The following is a 16,691-nucleotide window of genomic DNA, read 5'->3' on the forward strand; positions in this document are numbered from 1 at the left end:
AGGCAGCAACGGAGTGAATCCCCTGGAGCGTACAGAAGTACGTGACTGGGGTGAGCGAAGGAAGCTAACAAAGATGCAGCTTGAAAGACGAAAAGTATGGATAACAGCCAAAACAGACTCGACACAGTTAATAACTGTGCACTAACACTGGCCCCGGATGGGCCACACCTGGAGAAACACCGCAATGTCAGTTATTGGTCGCATTCACTCCTTTGAATCCTGTGGCACTGTTGATGGCCCGGGCATCCGCTTTATTACCTTCTTTCAGGGCTGCCTGATGCGCTGCCTGTATTGCCATAACCGAGACACGTGGGATACGCACGGCGGTAAAGAAGTCACCGTCGACGAATTAATGAAAGAAGTGGTGACCTATCGTCACTTTATGAACGCATCCGGCGGTGGCGTGACGGCGTCCGGCGGCGAAGCTATCCTGCAAGCTGAATTCGTACGTGACTGGTTCCGCGCCTGTAAAAAAGAAGGTATTCATACCTGTCTGGATACTAACGGTTTTGTTCGCCGCTACGATCCGGTGATCGATGAGCTGCTGGAAGTCACCGACCTGGTCATGCTCGATCTCAAACAGATGAACGATGAAATCCATCAGAATCTGGTCGGCGTATCTAACCATCGTACGCTGGAGTTCGCGCGTTACCTGTCAAACAAAGACATCAAAGTGTGGATCCGCTATGTTGTCGTCCCTGGCTGGTCTGATGACGACGACTCCGCACACCGTCTCGGCGAATTTACCCGCGATATGGGCAACGTTGAAAAAATCGAGCTGCTGCCTTACCACGAACTGGGCAAACACAAATGGGTGGCAATGGGCGAAGAGTACAAACTGGATGGCGTCAAACCACCAAAGAAAGAGACCATGGAGCGCGTGAAGGGCATTCTCGAGCAATATGGACATAAAGTGATGTATTGAGTTTTAGCCTCCACGAAACGGCTGCCCCAAATGGCAGCCGTTTTGCTATCTAAGCGACAATATTTGAATCGAAGGTGCGGTTAACAGGAGAAAGCGACGCTATCTCCTGCTCTCGTCTTTAGCGCCCTCTTCTCGCCAGTAGCGGGAAAATTAATCCCAATCCAACCAGCACAAATGGCGTCACAATATTCAGCGTGAGCTGGAATGTCCACTCAGGGGTAAAGGCTTCCATTTTCGGGAAGATCCCGGTCAGACAGGCAAAGGCGGTAAAGGCGAAGCACCAGATCCCTACGGTCATCGCAAGCGATCGGTTGCGAATAAAGACATATTCCGATTTATATTTTTGCGCCAGGCGAATAACGGCAATGAACGCCACAAACACCCATAAATAACGCAATGGCATCACGACAGAGTTAAGATTCAATAGCCATTTATACAAATTGTTCATGTCGCCAATTCCTAGTGTTGGCAACATAATCAGAATCGCCACCAGCACCAGAGTCAGAATATAACCATTTACCGGCGTACCGGAAGCGTTGGTTTTACACAGGCTCTCGGGAATATATTTACGATCGGCATCGCCCAGCAGAACTTTAAGTGGTGCATCAATAGAAAATACCAATGCCGCAATCTGTCCCAGCGTATTGGCAATCGCGTAAATAACCATCAGCGAATTACCCATGCCATAATACTCACCCAATTTCTGGAAGGCGTAATATTGACCATTCGTCATCAGGTCATCTGGAATATGCCGGGAGTCAAACATCATTCCCATAGCCAGCGACCCGAGAATCGCGCATACCGCTACCATAACAGCCAGAACGAGCATCCCTTTCGGAAATTCTTTGCCCGGATTACGTGTCTGATTAACGTAGGGTGAAATTTTCTCCGCGCCGCCCACGGCAAAGACCAGCATGGAGATCGTGGTAATGTAGGTAAAATCGATGTGCGGGATAAACGATTCCCAGGTGATATTGGTTGTCGCTATCTGTACATCCGTAATTGCAGGCGCAGTTACCGCCATCACGACATACAAAATGGACATCACAAACATCGCGATACCCGCCACTGACCCAACAATTTTCAGCGACTTCATGCCACGGGACGCAACCCACATGAAAAAGACAAACAGTGCCAGCGTCAGCCCCTGCAACGCCACGACGGTGTACTCTTTTATCAGCGAACCATCGCCCTTCAGCGCCCATCCCAGCGCAATCAGAATAGCCTGCGGTTTTTGCGCCAGATAAGGTATATGCACAACCCAATAGGTCCAGGCAGCAAGATAGGCCAACCCTGGCCCCATGGTATGTTTAATCCAGGTACTGACGCCGCCTTTACCCTCTTTAAAGGTTGAGCCAAGCTGCCCGACGATCAACGCATAAGGAATAAAATAGAGCGCGAAAATAAATATCCAGGAGGAGACAACAACCAATCCCTGATTAGCATAGTTGTTAACGACGTTGCCAAAACCCCAAACGGTAATAAATGACATCAATGCAATGTTGTACCATCGCAATTGTTTTTCCTGCACACCAGCCATACGCGATCCTTCGAGGAAGCTTTTTGATTATCAATAAATGAGGCGTGGGATTATGCGCGGTAAAATGAGAGAGCGGAAACGGCAGGATGTAAAACTATAACCTTCTGCACACTTTATTTTCAGGACAGAAGTGTGTGATTAAATAATGCAGGTTCCCATAAAGCATACATAAACAATATGTATGGGAACCTGTTCATATTCTGTTAAATCACATCAAATGTGCGCAATAGAATTGGGCGTATGGCCCGTCTTACGCAGCAGCATCAGTAAATAAATAAACGATACGCTGGCAATCATGATAAACAGCAAGCTATCTGAATAATTCTGCATCAGCATCGCTGTAAATGAAGGACCCAGCAGACTGCCCACGGTATAGCTCAATAACAATGCCTGATTCATGGCGACCAGTTGATGATGTTCTACCTTTTCACAGGCCCAGGCCATCGCGACCGGATAGAGGGTAAAACCTGCCGCACCCAACATAAACAACGCAGGCGCCATCGCCGCCTGATTCAGCATGGCGATACTTCCGACGATCACCACGAAAACCTGGACGCGTAAAACCAACAGGCGTCCCAGCTTGTCCGCCAGACGGCCAATCGGCCATTGTCCCAGAATACCGGCACTTACCAAAACCGCCATCCAGAAACCAATGCTGGCGTTACTCACTCCTTGATGATTGAGATACAGCGGCATCAAACCATACAAAGATCCCAGCACGATCCCGGAAATAATGCAGCCATTAACACCCAGACGCGCCTGACGCAGCTTCAGCATGGAGGCAATAGGCGTAGATTGCTGTTCATCACCCTGCTGATTGGCGATGCGCGTAAAGAGCAATGGCAGAACACCCGCCAGGATAGTACCCGTCACCCACGGCAGGACGTTCATCAATTCTGTTGATACTTTACTGACCAGCAGTTGGCCTAAAAACGTACCCACGTAATAGATCATCATATAGGCGGCAAGTAATCGTCCGCGATTACGTGACGTCCCGCTGCACATCAGCGCGCTTTCCACGACCACCCAGATCATGGCGCAGCCAACACCAGCGATAAAACGCCAGGTCATCCAGCTCCAGAATCCCACCATAATCCCCAGCCCGACACAACCCGCTGCAAAAATAAGCGAGGCGATGTAATAGCTGCGGTTAAAACCAAGGTGCTTTATTAAATACCCTGTCAGCAACGTCCCTACCAGATTACCGGTAAAATAAGACGAGCTCACCACACCTACCTGCCAGGTGGGCAGATTTTCATGGGCGAGCCAAAGCGGGACGAGCGTGTTTAACACGGCGATCGCCAAGGTCAACAGAAGTAGCCCGCACAGCAATAGCATGACGGGACGGGTATAGGTGGACATGAATAAAAACCGTGAGGAAGTTCAAATTTCATGCGCATCATGCCACCGCTAAAAACATTGTCAATCGGCGTAATCAGAGGGCTGAGGCGCTTTCTGGTCGATCGATTTGCATTACTGATTCTTAATGTGAATAGATAAAAAACACAAAAACACATCTGCTTGTTTTTATTGATCTAAAACAAAAATCTCGCGTTACGTTCAGTCGAAAAATTTCATGGACTCCCCTTACTTTTATTTCTTACTAAACTCTATGCGGGATGCTGAGCTGCATTGTCTCCAAAATAGAACTGTGAGTTCTTATTTATCTATCTAATCCAAATATCGTTCTTTTCGTAGACTTAAACTCATCAAATTTCCCCCACGGATACTGAACAGGAGAAATACCATGACTAAACCTTACGTAAGACTTGATAAAGACAATGCGGCAGTACTGCTGGTCGACCATCAGGCTGGCCTGCTCTCTCTGGTTCGGGATATCGATCCCGATAAATTTAAAAACAACGTGCTAGCCCTGGGTGACTTAGCAAAATACTTCAACCTCCCAACCATTCTGACAACCAGTTTTGAAACAGGACCAAACGGACCGCTAGTACCGGAACTGAAAGCTCAATTTCCCGATGCGCCTTATATTGCTCGCCCAGGAAACATTAACGCGTGGGATAACGAAGATTTCGTGAAGGCAGTAAAAGCGACCGGCAAAAAGCAGCTGATTATCGCTGGTGTCGTGACGGAAGTTTGCGTCGCCTTCCCTGCGCTCTCGGCTATTGAAGAAGGTTTTGACGTTTTTGTTGTCACCGATGCTTCAGGTACGTTTAATGAAATTACCCGCCATTCAGCATGGGATCGGATGTCTCAAGCAGGCGCTCAATTGATGACATGGTTCGGAGTAGCGTGCGAACTGCACCGCGACTGGCGCAACGATATCGAAGGTCTGGCGACGTTGTTCTCTAATCACATTCCGGATTATCGCAATCTGATGACCAGCTATGACACGTTAACTAAGCAGAAGTAAAGACTGGGGCAAACCCCTGGCCTGACATATTGCCGAATGGCGCGCAGCGTTAAGGCCTACGGATACTTTAGGCTTGATAAAACGCGAGCCGCCATCCGGCATATTATGAATTAACTTGCCACCGCCATACCGACGGTCATATGCAGCCCGTAGAATACGCCACGACCAATCAGCTCGCCGACCAACAGCAGAATAAACGCGACGGAAAGCAGTGGAACGGCAGGCTGGTAACCCTTCACCTGCGGTACTATCCAGCAGCACAGCGCTAACGCCAGTGCCACAATCCGCCACGCCATCAGCGAACCGTAATCCGGAACCAGTGCAGATGCCTGTTGAATCGAACTGTGGATCGTCGCCAGTTCAGTTCCCTGCATTACCGACATGATGGCGCTCACGACCAGAGCAAGCACTGATATAGCCGGCAGCAGGCGCATCGCCCAACCATCCACGCCAGCAATTCTCAGTAACAGATATCCCAGCAGCGGACCGGCCATAAACATCGTCAGGAAGAAGCCCAGCGGTGTCCAGACGCTGTACCAGGTCGGTACGGTATCAATGGTGTTATACACGCGCACCATCATCCAGACAAAAACCACACCAAGCACCATGGTGACAACTAACCACAGATTGCGTAATGCGGGCGACACTTTTTTCATCATAGCCAGCAGCCAGCCGATACCGCCAACAGCAAAGAAGAGTGAGCCGCTGGCAATTTCGTTACTCAACGCAGATGACCCAATGCGATTGAGAGAGTTAAAGGCACGCATCGGTGAGCCCAGGTGGAGCATGGAGGCAATAAAACCAATGCCCATTAATACCCACAACCCAAACATACAGGTAATCACGCGCTGCTGCGATTCTGGGCGTAAGTCACCTTTCATCAACGCCAGCGCCAGAACAATAAAACCGCCAACCACACACTGTCCGAAGACCGTGAAGATCATCAGCGGCCATTCATGCCATCCACTTCCCATCTTACACCTCCTTCGGATTGGCCAGATAACCTGTGGTATCCCCGGTTGGGCGGCTATTGGCGTTAGGTTTGATGACAATACTCGGTTTGGTAAAGTGCGCTCCCGGCAGTGGCGCAACCGCAGCCAAAGTACCGTGTTTCTTGCGCAGTTCATCAATTGGGCCAAAATCCAGCGCACGCAGTGGACAGGACTCGACGCAAATAGGCTTCTTACCTTCAGCGACGCGCTCATGGCAGCCATCGCATTTGGTCATGTGCCCTTTGTCAGCATTGTACTGTGGTGCGCCGTAAGGACAGGCCATGTGGCAATAGCGGCAGCCGATGCACACATCTTCATCGACAACGACAAAGCCATCTTCACGTTTGTGCATCGCACCGCTCGGACACACCTTGGTACAGGCCGGGTCTTCACAGTGGTTACACGCAATGGAGAGGTAATAGGCAAAGACGTTCTGATGCCAGACGCCGTTGTCTTCCTGCCAGTCACCGCCCGCGTACTCATAAATGCGGCGGAAGCTGACTTCAGGGGTTAAATTTTTGAAATCTTTGCAGGCCAGTTCGCAGGTTTTGCAACCGGTGCAACGGCTGGAATCAATAAAAAATCCATACTGGGTTGTCATCGGTTACTCCTTACACCTTTTCAACCTGAACAAGGTTCGTGTGTGATGGATTCCCCTTCGCGAGAGGAGACGGACGCTGGGTCGTCAGGACGTTAATACAACCGCCCTGGTCCACGCGTTTTGCGTCCGGGTCATACCACGCCCCTTCGCCCAATGCCACCACGCCTGGCATCATACGCGGCGTTACTTTCGCCTCGATATGCACTTCACCACGATCGTTAAAGATGCACACCTTGTCGCCGTTGTTAATGCCGCGCCGCTGTGCATCCATCGGGTTGATCCACATTTCCTGGCGGCAGGATGCTTTCAGAACATCCACGTTGCCATAGGTCGAGTGGACGCGAGACTTGTAGTGGAAACCGGTCAACTGCAGAGGGAATTTCTCCACCAGAGGATCGTTTAAGCTCTCAAAGCCTGGGGTATAAATCGGCAGCGGATCGATCACATCACCTTCCGGCAGTTCCCAGGTTGACGCGATCTCGGCAAGCTGCTGCGAATAAATTTCGATCTTACCTGACGGCGTGGTCAGCGGATTAGCTTTAGGATCCTCACGGAACGCCTTGTACGCCACATGATGCCCTTGCGGGTCGCGCTGTTTAAAGATCCCCTGCTTGCGGAATTCTTCAAACGTTGGCAGTTCGGGAATGGCTTTGCGCGACTGCTCGTAGAGATGACGCATCCACTCTTCCTGAGTACGACCTTCTGTAAACTGCTGCTCAACGCCAAGGCGTTTCGCCAGCTCGCTGGTCATCTGGTAGATAGTCTTGCATTCGAAGCGTGGTTTGATCGCCTGATCGGTGAAAATCACATACGACATATTTCCGCAGGAGGCATCCAGTGCGAAGTCCATCTGCTCCGAAGCGGTGCAGTCCGGCAGCAAAATATCCGCATATTTCGCCGAGGAGGTCATATGGCAGTCGATGACAACGATCATCTCGCACTTCTTATCGTCCTGCAGGATTTCATGTGTGCGGTTGATGTCAGAGTGCTGGTTAATCAGGCAGTTACCCGCATAGTTCCAGATCATCTTAATCGGAACATCGAGTTTATCTTTCCCACGAACACCGTCACGCAGCGCCGTCATCTCCGGACCTCGCTCAATGGCGTCCGTCCACATAAACATAGAGATGCTGGTTTCTACAGGGTTTTCCAGCGTAGGCATACGTTCAAACGGCAAACTATATGAGCCCTCACGCGCCCCGCTGTTGCCGCCGTTAATCCCAACGTTACCGGTCAGAATAGCCAGCATAGAAATGGCACGGGTCGCTATTTCACCGTTAGCATGACGCTGCGGTCCCCACCCCTGGCTGATGTATGCCGGTTTAGCGCTACCGATTTCACGGGCCAGTTTGACGATTCGTTCAGCAGGAATACCTGTAATTTGCGCTGCCCATTCCGGGGTCTTAGCGATACCGTCTTTGCCCTGCCCAAGAATATACGCCTTATAGTGACCGTTTTTCGGTGCGTTGGCCGGTAAGGTTTTCTCGTCGTAACCCACGCAATATTTGTCAAGGAACGGTTGATCGACCATGTTTTCGGTGATCAGCACATACGCCAGACCATTAACCAGCGCCGCATCGGTACCTGGGCGGATCGGGATCCACTCATCTTCACGACCCGCGCCAGTATCCGTGTAGCGAGGATCGATAATGATCATGCGGGCATTGGATTTCTGTCGCGCCTGTTCAAGGTAATAGGTTACCCCACCCCCGCTCATACGGGTTTCACCTGGGTTATTCCCGAACAGAACCACCAACTTGCTGTTTTCAATGTCGGACGGGCTGTTACCGTCTGCCCAGCCGCCGTAGGTGTAGTTCAACCCGGCAGCGATTTGCGCTGAAGAGTAGTCACCGTAGTGATTCAGGTAACCACCACAGCAGTTCATCAACCGTGCCACCAGCGTTTTGCCCGGCGGCCAGGAGCGTGTCAGGGTACCGCCCAGCGTACCTGTACCGTAGTTCAGGTAGATAGACTCGTTGCCGTAGTCTTTGATAAGACGCTGCATATTGCTGGCAATGATGTCGTAAGCTTCATCCCAGCTGATACGTTCAAATTTACCTTCGCCGCGTTGGCCGACGCGTTTCATCGGGTATTTCAGACGGTCGGGATTATAAACGCGACGGCGCATGGAGCGACCACGCAGACAGGCACGTACCTGGTGCAAGCCGTCGTAGTTGTCATCACCGGTGTTGTCGGTTTCAACATACTTTATTTCACCGTCTACCACGTGCATACGCAGAGGACAGCGGCTACCACAGTTCACCGTACACGCGCTCCAGATGACTTTCTCATTGGACTGTGTCGGATTAAGGGCTTCTGCAGCATTTGCAATTCGGGTAAATGGCAGGGTAAACGCGCTACTGGCCACCGCCAGTCCGCCTATCGCCGTCGTTTTCACCAAACCTCGGCGACTAACCTCAGCTGCCAGCATGGCATCGGGGATCTTAGTTTTCATAGTGGCTCACTCTGCTGCTCACAATAAACAAAAGAGAAATACTCGTTGTATAGATTTTTATATAGCGTTAATAGCGATATTCAGACTGGTAGATACTGAATTTGCAAAAAGACAGAGATAAATACTGACTTTCATTCGAAGGCAGTATTACTCCTATGGAGGTAGGTGTTATTGTCCGACGTCAAACGGGCATAAAAAAAGCGCCCTGAGGCGCTTTTTTAGCAAAGAAAGGTAGCTTAGCCGATAAATTCCAGGCCATTCATGTACGGACGTAACACTTCCGGAACCTGAATACGGCCATCAGCCTGCTGATAGTTTTCCATCACCGCAACCAGCGTGCGTCCAACCGCCAGACCGGAACCGTTCAGCGTATGTACTAAACGGGTCTTTTTGTCGGATTTGCTGCGGCAACGCGCCTGCATGCGACGGGCCTGGAAATCCCACACGTTAGAGCAAGAGGAGATTTCGCGATAGGTGTTCTGCGCCGGGATCCACACTTCCAGATCGTACGTTTTGCATGCGCCAAAGCCCATGTCGCCTGTGCACAGGATGATCTTACGGTACGGCAGGCCCAGCAGCTGAAGAACCTTCTCGGCATGGCCGGTCATCTCTTCCAGCGCGTCCATAGAGTCTTCCGGGCGAACGATCTGCACCATTTCAACTTTATCGAACTGGTGCATACGGATCAGACCACGGGTATCACGACCGTAAGAACCTGCTTCAGAACGGAAGCACGGCGTATGCGCGGTCATTTTGATCGGCAGCGCATCTTCGTCAATGATTTCGTCACGCACCAGGTTAGTCAGCGGAACTTCAGCCGTTGGGATCAGCGCATAGTTGCTGCTGTCAGCTTCTTCATCCAGCGGACGGGTGTGGAACAGATCACCAGCAAATTTCGGCAGTTGGCCTGTACCGTACAGCGTGTCATGGTTAACCAGATACGGAACGTAGTTTTCGCTGTAACCATGCTGTTCGGTATGCAGATCCAGCATGAACTGAGACAGCGCACGGTGCATACGCGCGATCTGCCCTTTCATCACGACGAAACGAGAGCCGGTCAGCTTAACCGCAGCGGCAAAATCAAGACCCGTGTGCATTTCACCCAGGGTAACGTGATCGCGCACTTCAAAATCGAACTCACGCGGAGTACCCCAACGGCTGACTTCGACGTTGTCATTTTCATCTTTACCCACCGGAACGTCGTCCGCTGGCAGGTTAGGAATGGTCAGCGCAATGTCGCGGATCTCGGCCTGTAAGGTATCAAGTTCAGCTTTCGCGGCATCCAGCTCTTCGCCCAGTTTGTTCACTTCCAGACGTAAAGACTCGATATCTTCCCCGCGCGCTTTTGCCTGGCCGATGGATTTCGATCGAGAGTTACGCTCTGCCTGCAGGTTTTCAGTTTGTACCTGCAGAACTTTACGACGCTCTTCAAGAGCGCGCAGCTTATCTACATCCAGCTTAAAGCCCCGGCTTGCCAGTTTTTCTGCGACTGCGTCTGGCTCATTACGCAGCAGATTGGGATCGAGCATGCTTATCCTGTGCTTATCGAATTAAAATAGGAGAAAGTGACCACAGCCTGCGGTCACAGGGATACAGAGACAACATTACCGCAACGATAACACTAACGGTAGCGTTTTATAGGGCTATTTTGATCCTGTCGGGCGAGCCAGGCGAGCTTTTCGCCAATCTTGCCTTCAAGACCTCTGTTTGTGGGGTGATAATAGCGCGTTTGTGCCATTTCCTGCGGGAAGTACTCTTCTCCAGCGGCATAGGCATTTGGTTCATCATGGGCGTAACGATACTCCTGACCATAGCCCATTTCTTTCATCAGCTTGGTCGGCGCATTGCGCAGGTGGACCGGCACGTCGTAATCCGGTCGTTCGCGGGCATCTGCCAGCGCGGCTTTAAAGGCGGTATAAACCGCATTACTCTTCGGCGCACAGGCCAGATAAACAATCGCCTGTGCAATCGCACGTTCGCCTTCCGCTGGTCCCACGCGGGTAAAGCAGTCCCATGCGGAAATTGCCACCTGCATGGCGCGAGGGTCGGCATTGCCCACATCTTCAGAGGCAATTGCCAGACAGCGACGAGCAACATACAGCGGGTCACCGCCTGCACTAATGATGCGTGCATACCAATAAAGCGCTGCATCCGGAGCACTGCCGCGAACCGACTTATGTAATGCGGAGATGAGATCGTAAAAACGATCGCCTTTGTTATCGAAGCGTGCGCTGCGTTCACCGGCAATTTCAGTGAGCAATTCTGGTTTCAATACGCGCTTGCCAGAATCATCAACTTCGGCCATATCGGCCATCATTTCCAGCGTATTCAGCGCTCGCCGCGCGTCCCCATTAACCAGTTCGGCAATCGCCCGACGCGTCTCTGGCGGCAGTACGATATCCTGGTCGCCGTAACCACGGGCTTTATCTGACATCGCCTGATCAAGCACCTGTTCAATATCGTCGGTGGTTAACGACTTCAGTAAATAAACACGCGCCCGCGACAACAGTGCCGAGTTAAGTTCAAACGAGGGGTTTTCTGTGGTGGCGCCAATAAACGTGATGGTGCCGTCTTCAATATGCGGTAAAAACGCATCCTGCTGGCTTTTATTAAAACGGTGAACTTCGTCCACGAACAGGATCGTACGTCGACCCGCGTTACGATTTTGACGCGCCCGCTCAATTGCTTCACGAATTTCTTTTACACCAGAGGTAACCGCCGAAATTCGTTCAACATCGGCGTTGGCGTAACGGGCAATAACTTCGGCTAGCGTGGTTTTCCCCGTCCCCGGCGGCCCCCATAAAATCATAGAGTGCAGGTGCCCGGCTTCGATGGCGCGCGGCAAGGGTTTACCTGCAGCCAGCAGATGCTGCTGGCCGATGTACTGTGCTAAATTTTCTGGCCGCATGCGTGCGGCCAGTGGCTGAAAGGTATTATCAGAAAAGTCGAGCGACAGATTGCTCACTCACACGCCTCTACTTACGTTGATCGTCAACCGTTACACCTTGCGGCGGGGTAAAGGTGAATTTAGAAGGTTCAATCGCACCATTCTGCTGTGATTTCAGCTGATAACTGCTGCGCTGATCGTCTTGCTCAACGGCGCTAAATTGGTGGATCGTCCCGTCCCGCCCAACATTGATAGTAAACTGTTTCAGGTTACCGCTGCTGGTTTTTGGCGTCAGCACGAAATCGTCGCCGTTTTGCTTAATGTTGTACTGTTGCCAGTCGCTGGCCTGGTTACGCGCAATCAGCATGAACGGCGTGTTGCCCGTGGCGTCTTTCAGCCAGGTCGCGGTCGCCTGCTCGACAAACGGGTTAAAGAACCACAGCGTTTTACCATCGGAAACCAGAATGCTCTCGTCAGGCTGCGTCATATGCCAGTTAAACAGATTAGGGCGTTTAACCCATAAGTCGCCCTGACCTTCCTGCACCGCCGCGCCGCTACCGTCCGTGACCTTCTGAGTAAAGCTGGCATGGAAGCTACTGACTTTATCCAGACGGCTTTTCAGGTCGCTGGCAGCATCAGCCCAGACGCTGCTCACCACAAAGCTCGACAGTAATGCACAGGTGATTGCGATTCTTTTCATCGTTATTCCTCAAAATACGTCACTCCCAACGGGGAGATCCCTCTGCTATCCATTTCAGGCCAAAAATCAGCATGAGGAAAGTAGAAAATACTGAATTACTTAACTTTGCAATCATTCGAAGGGCGGCGGAGCCAGCACTTCACGATTACCATTATGCCCTTGTTCGCTGACAATTCCCTGCGCTTCCATCTGTTCGATGATGCGCGCCGCTCGGTTGTAACCGATACGGAACTGACGCTGAACGCCAGAGATTGAGGCTTTGCGTTTCTGAGTAACAAAGTTCACCGCCTGATCGAACAGCGGATCCAGTTCTTCGCCACCATCAAAGCCGCCACCGCCGCCTTCGCTTTCGCTGTCAGAGGTAATGCCATCAACGTATTGCGGACGACCGCGCGCTTTCCAGTCCTGAACCACCGCGTGAACTTCTTCATCGCGTACAAAGGCGCCGTGTACACGTACTGGGATCGTCGAGTTTGGTGCAGAATAAAGCATGTCACCCATACCCAACAGCGATTCCGCACCGCCCTGGTCAAGGATGGTACGCGAGTCAATTTTACTGGACACCGTAAAGGCGATACGCGTCGGGATGTTCGCTTTAATCAGACCGGTGATAACGTCAACTGATGGTCGCTGGGTTGCCAGCACCAGGTGGATCCCTGCCGCACGCGCTTTTTGCGCCAGACGAGCTATCAGTTCTTCCACCTTTTTGCCAACGGTCATCATCAGGTCGGCGAATTCATCCACCAGCACCACGATATACGGCAGTTTTTCCAGAACCGGATGCTGAACATCCATGCTGTCGCCCGGCTTCCAGTATGGGTCCGGAATTGGACGTCCCATACGGGCGGCTTCAGCAATCTTATCGTTATAACCGGCAAGGTTACGCACGCCAAGCGCCGACATCAGTTTGTAGCGACGTTCCATTTCATTGACGCTCCAACGCAAGGCATTGGCGGCATCTTTCATGTCGGTCACAACTTCAGTCAGCAGATGCGGAATACCTTCATAAACAGAAAGTTCCAGCATTTTCGGGTCAATCATGATAAAGCGAACGTCTTCCGGCTGCGCTTTATAGAGCATGCTGAGGATCATGGCGTTCACCCCAACAGACTTACCGGAACCGGTTGTCCCTGCCACCAGCAGGTGCGGCATTTTAGCCAGATCGGCCACTACCGGTTCGCCCGCAATATCTTTGCCCAGCACCACTGTCAGCGGAGATGAGTTATCACGGAATTTAGCGTTATCCAGCACTTCACGCAGATAAACGGTTTGACGTTTTTTGTTCGGTAATTCCAGTCCGACATACGGTTTGCCTGGAATAACCTCAACCACACGCACCGCCGCGGTCGACAATGAACGCGCCAGATCTCGTGACAGGTTAGAAATACGCGCCGCTTTAACCCCTGGAGCCAGATTAAGCTCAAAGCGAGTAATCACCGGGCCAGGAGAGTAGTTCACCACATCGGCTTTAATGCGGAAATCCGCCAGACGCGCTTCCACCAGACGTGCCATCTGTTCCAGTGCGAACGTATCTATCGGCTCAACTTCACTCGGCGGCGGCGTGAGCAGATCTAACGATGGCAGCGGCGTGCTTGGACGGTGCGCCGGACGACTATCCCCATTACGCATCAGCAGCGGATGGATCAGACTATCCTGCGGCGGCGGTGTAACAGGCTGCGCTGGCTGCTGATAGTGCTGCTGTGGTGCAACTGGCTGCGCTGGTTGCTGATAGTGCTGCTGCGGTGCAACTGGCTGCGCCGGTTGCTGATAGTGCTGCTGCGGTGCAACTGGCTGCACCGGTTGCTGATAATGCTGCTGCGGTGCAACTGGCTGCGCTGGTTGCTGATAGTGCTGCTGTGGTGCAACTGGCTGTGTCGGTTGCTGATAGTGCTGCGGCGGCGCAACGGGTTCCTGGTACTGCGGCGCGGGCTCCGGCATTACGCCAGGCGTAAACAGCGGCTCATGCGGACCCTCATCCACCAACGTTTTCATTGGCGAAAATTCAAAGTCATCGAGAGAGAACGGATTCGCTCCGGCAGGCTGTTCACCGGAATAACGCTGCTGCTGAGAAGAAGCAAACTGGCGAGCCAGTTCCGCTTCTGCGGCTGAATCTTCGTCATCAGTCTGGTGGGTATCGTCCTGATACTCTTCGCCATAACGATGCTGCTGCGACTGAGCGAACTGACGTGCCAGCTCGTCCTGCTGCATTGCATCCATTTCATCGTCATTGTACGCATCTGTATCAAACTGCTCTTCGCGCGCTTTCTCTTCAGCCATACGCTGTGACGGCAGTTTTATGCCATATGAAGCCAGCTCACGACGAGTAGGCACGCGCACACGATTCGGACGCGGCAACTGCGGGCCAATGCCCTCTTTCACCTGCGGACGCGGCGCACCGCCACCCGCAAGGCTAAAGACAGGCGCTGCGGCAGCGGCCCCCGCCCCTAAAGCGGCGCTTTTTACACCGGCAGCCAGCGGTGCAACGGCAGCAACAGACTCAACTGGCGGTATAGATGCCGTCGTCGGCATAGATGGCGTAGACGGCTTAACACGCTCAGGCTCCTGAGCAGGTTCTGGAATCGGCTGATACCATGCGGCCAGTTGCTCACGTTCACGCGCACGTTTCTCTTCGACTTCTTCAAAGTAATAGAGCGGCGGACGAGTCGGTTTAACTTCTTCAACCACCGGCTCAGGTTCCACCACTGGTGGTTGTTCAACCACAGGCTGCTGGAACGTAGTGTTCTGTTGAGGGATTGATTCCTGCTGATAAACAGGTTGCGGCACAGACTCCGGCTGATAAGCAGGCTGCTGGAATGTGGAGTTCTGTTGAGATGTCGGATCCTGTTGATAGACAGGTTGCAGCACGGGCTCTGATTGATAAACAGGTTCCGGCTGCGGCGCGACTGGCTGCGCATATACAGGTTCAACGGGCTGCGGTGCGTAATATTGCGGCTGCGGACTCTCCTCCACAACAGGCTGTTGCCATGGCTCATACGGCTGCTGCACCGGAGGTTGCGCGTACTGGGTTGGTTGCGGATAACCTTCTGGCGCTGGTGCAATCGTGGCATCACCGGTTTGCGGACCAGGCACGGGTTGCCAGGCCACGGTTGGGACCGGTTGCTCCATAACAGTATTGGTCACAGGCGACGTTTGCAGCAATGGATCAACCGGCGCGCTCCATGCCTGAGCGGCTGTTGTAGCTGCAGCTGCTGCAGCCACAGGCTCGGTCACCGAGTGCCCGTTAAGTAGTGGATCAAGTTCGTCATATTCAGGCAGCGTCGCGCGATTTCCGGAGAACAGCACATCGTTAGGATCAGCAACCACGCCACGGGCGCTGTATTCAATTTCGTCTTCATCATCCATGCGTTTGCCGGAGAACAGCGCCGCATCGGTATGACGGCCAAGCGGGTTGGTAAATTTCTCAGCCAGACGCTTACGGCGCGCTAACGCACCGCGCAGGATACGAGCACGGCGCGATTCATGGGGTTTGCCATCAGCGGCATCGACAGACTCTTCTTCGTCTTCATATTCTTCGTCATCGACCCAGGTATCGTCGCGGCGGGTACGGTTGCTGGCAAACGTCAGGATATTGAGTAACCAGCCGCCCAGTTTTTCCGCAATGCTCACCCATGACCAACCGGTGAACAGCGTTAATCCCGCAGCCCAAATGCACAACAACGTCAGCGTGCCGCCGCTGCTGTGCAGCAATGGTTGTAGCGTAGTGCTGAGCAGACTGCCGATCACGCCACCAGAGGCGAAATACCAGATGTCATCGGCGTTAATTGCGGCCAGCCCGCAGGAAGTGAGAATCAGCGCCAGAACGCCAATAATGCGCAGCGAGACGGCAAAATAATCGACGTATTCATCGCTGGCCTGATGTCGCCAGGCAAACCAGCAGCCACCGACAATGATGACGGGGATGGTGTAGGCCATGACGCCAAAAATAAAGAACAGCGTGTCCGCCAGCCATGCCCCAGGTATTCCGCCCAGATTATGGATAGGCTCATGCCAGGCGGTTTGTGACCAACTGGGATCCGAAGGGTTAAAGCTGAGTAAGGCAGCCATCAACCAGACGGCAAAAAGGGCAATAAGGATCAGTAGCGCTTCCAGAAGTCGGCGCCCGCTGCTTAACTTCGTCAATGTGACGTCTTTGTCTTCAGTGTATTCCTGGCTCAAAAACGGCTCTCCAGGTTTCGGGCTTTTCCTGCCCGATGCTA

At 52.4% G+C, this 16,691-nt stretch carries 11 protein-coding genes; 2 read left to right on the forward strand and 9 right to left on the reverse strand.

Annotated features, from left to right (window positions below):
- The first annotated feature begins 184 nt into the window (after nucleotides 1–184).
- Nucleotides 185–925: a pyruvate formate lyase 1-activating protein gene (pflA, locus tag OGY83_RS08480; RefSeq protein WP_003035751.1), complete on the forward strand. Its 741-nt coding sequence runs from the start codon at nucleotides 185–187 to the stop codon at nucleotides 923–925.
- Nucleotides 926–1,043: 118 nt separating this feature from the next.
- Here pflA and OGY83_RS08485 read toward each other — a convergent pair whose 3' ends face one another.
- Nucleotides 1,044–2,465: an amino acid permease gene (locus tag OGY83_RS08485; RefSeq protein ID WP_003035749.1), complete on the reverse strand. Its 1,422-nt coding sequence runs from the start codon at nucleotides 2,463–2,465 to the stop codon at nucleotides 1,044–1,046.
- A gap of 213 nt (nucleotides 2,466–2,678) precedes the next feature.
- Nucleotides 2,679–3,827, reverse strand: coding sequence for an MFS transporter (locus OGY83_RS08490; protein WP_079936792.1), 1,149 nt, complete (start codon nucleotides 3,825–3,827; stop codon nucleotides 2,679–2,681).
- A gap of 385 nt (nucleotides 3,828–4,212) precedes the next feature.
- Here OGY83_RS08490 and ycaC point away from each other — a divergent pair, with 385 nt between their 5' ends.
- The gene (gene ycaC / locus OGY83_RS08495) at nucleotides 4,213–4,839 is read left to right on the forward strand and encodes an isochorismate family cysteine hydrolase YcaC (RefSeq protein WP_003035746.1); all 627 of its coding nucleotides are present in this window, start codon (nucleotides 4,213–4,215) and stop codon (nucleotides 4,837–4,839) included.
- A gap of 110 nt (nucleotides 4,840–4,949) precedes the next feature.
- Here the strand turns inward: ycaC and OGY83_RS08500 are convergent, their stop codons facing one another.
- From OGY83_RS08500 to ftsK, 7 genes are all read right to left on the reverse strand, one after another.
- Nucleotides 4,950–5,813 carry a dimethyl sulfoxide reductase anchor subunit family protein gene (locus OGY83_RS08500; protein WP_286635687.1) on the reverse strand — a complete coding sequence of 288 codons (864 nt, stop codon included), beginning with the start codon at nucleotides 5,811–5,813 and terminating at the stop codon, nucleotides 4,950–4,952.
- A gap of 1 nt (nucleotide 5,814) precedes the next feature.
- Nucleotides 5,815–6,432 (reverse strand): dimethylsulfoxide reductase iron-sulfur subunit DmsB, encoded by a 618-nt coding sequence (dmsB, locus tag OGY83_RS08505; RefSeq protein ID WP_003831905.1) that lies wholly within the window; start codon nucleotides 6,430–6,432, stop codon nucleotides 5,815–5,817.
- Nucleotides 6,433–6,442: 10 nt separating this feature from the next.
- Nucleotides 6,443–8,887: a dimethylsulfoxide reductase subunit A gene (gene dmsA, locus OGY83_RS08510; RefSeq protein WP_286635688.1), complete on the reverse strand. Its 2,445-nt coding sequence runs from the start codon at nucleotides 8,885–8,887 to the stop codon at nucleotides 6,443–6,445.
- Between the two features lie 236 nt (nucleotides 8,888–9,123).
- The gene (serS, locus tag OGY83_RS08515) at nucleotides 9,124–10,416 is read right to left on the reverse strand and encodes a serine--tRNA ligase (protein ID WP_003831902.1); all 1,293 of its coding nucleotides are present in this window, start codon (nucleotides 10,414–10,416) and stop codon (nucleotides 9,124–9,126) included.
- A gap of 92 nt (nucleotides 10,417–10,508) precedes the next feature.
- Nucleotides 10,509–11,852, reverse strand: coding sequence for a replication-associated recombination protein RarA (gene rarA / locus OGY83_RS08520; RefSeq protein WP_286635689.1), 1,344 nt, complete (start codon nucleotides 11,850–11,852; stop codon nucleotides 10,509–10,511).
- Nucleotides 11,853–11,862: 10 nt separating this feature from the next.
- Nucleotides 11,863–12,474 carry an outer membrane lipoprotein periplasmic chaperone LolA gene (gene lolA / locus OGY83_RS08525; RefSeq protein WP_003831898.1) on the reverse strand — a complete coding sequence of 204 codons (612 nt, stop codon included), beginning with the start codon at nucleotides 12,472–12,474 and terminating at the stop codon, nucleotides 11,863–11,865.
- A gap of 111 nt (nucleotides 12,475–12,585) precedes the next feature.
- A complete protein-coding gene (ftsK, locus tag OGY83_RS08530; RefSeq protein ID WP_286635690.1) occupies nucleotides 12,586–16,650 on the reverse strand; it encodes a DNA translocase FtsK in 4,065 nt (1,354 codons plus the stop codon).
- Nucleotides 16,651–16,691: the final 41 nt, after the last annotated feature.

Source organism: Citrobacter sp. Cpo090 (assembly GCF_030332665.1).
In the GTDB taxonomy this organism is placed as follows: Bacteria; Pseudomonadota; Gammaproteobacteria; order Enterobacterales; family Enterobacteriaceae; genus Citrobacter; species Citrobacter portucalensis.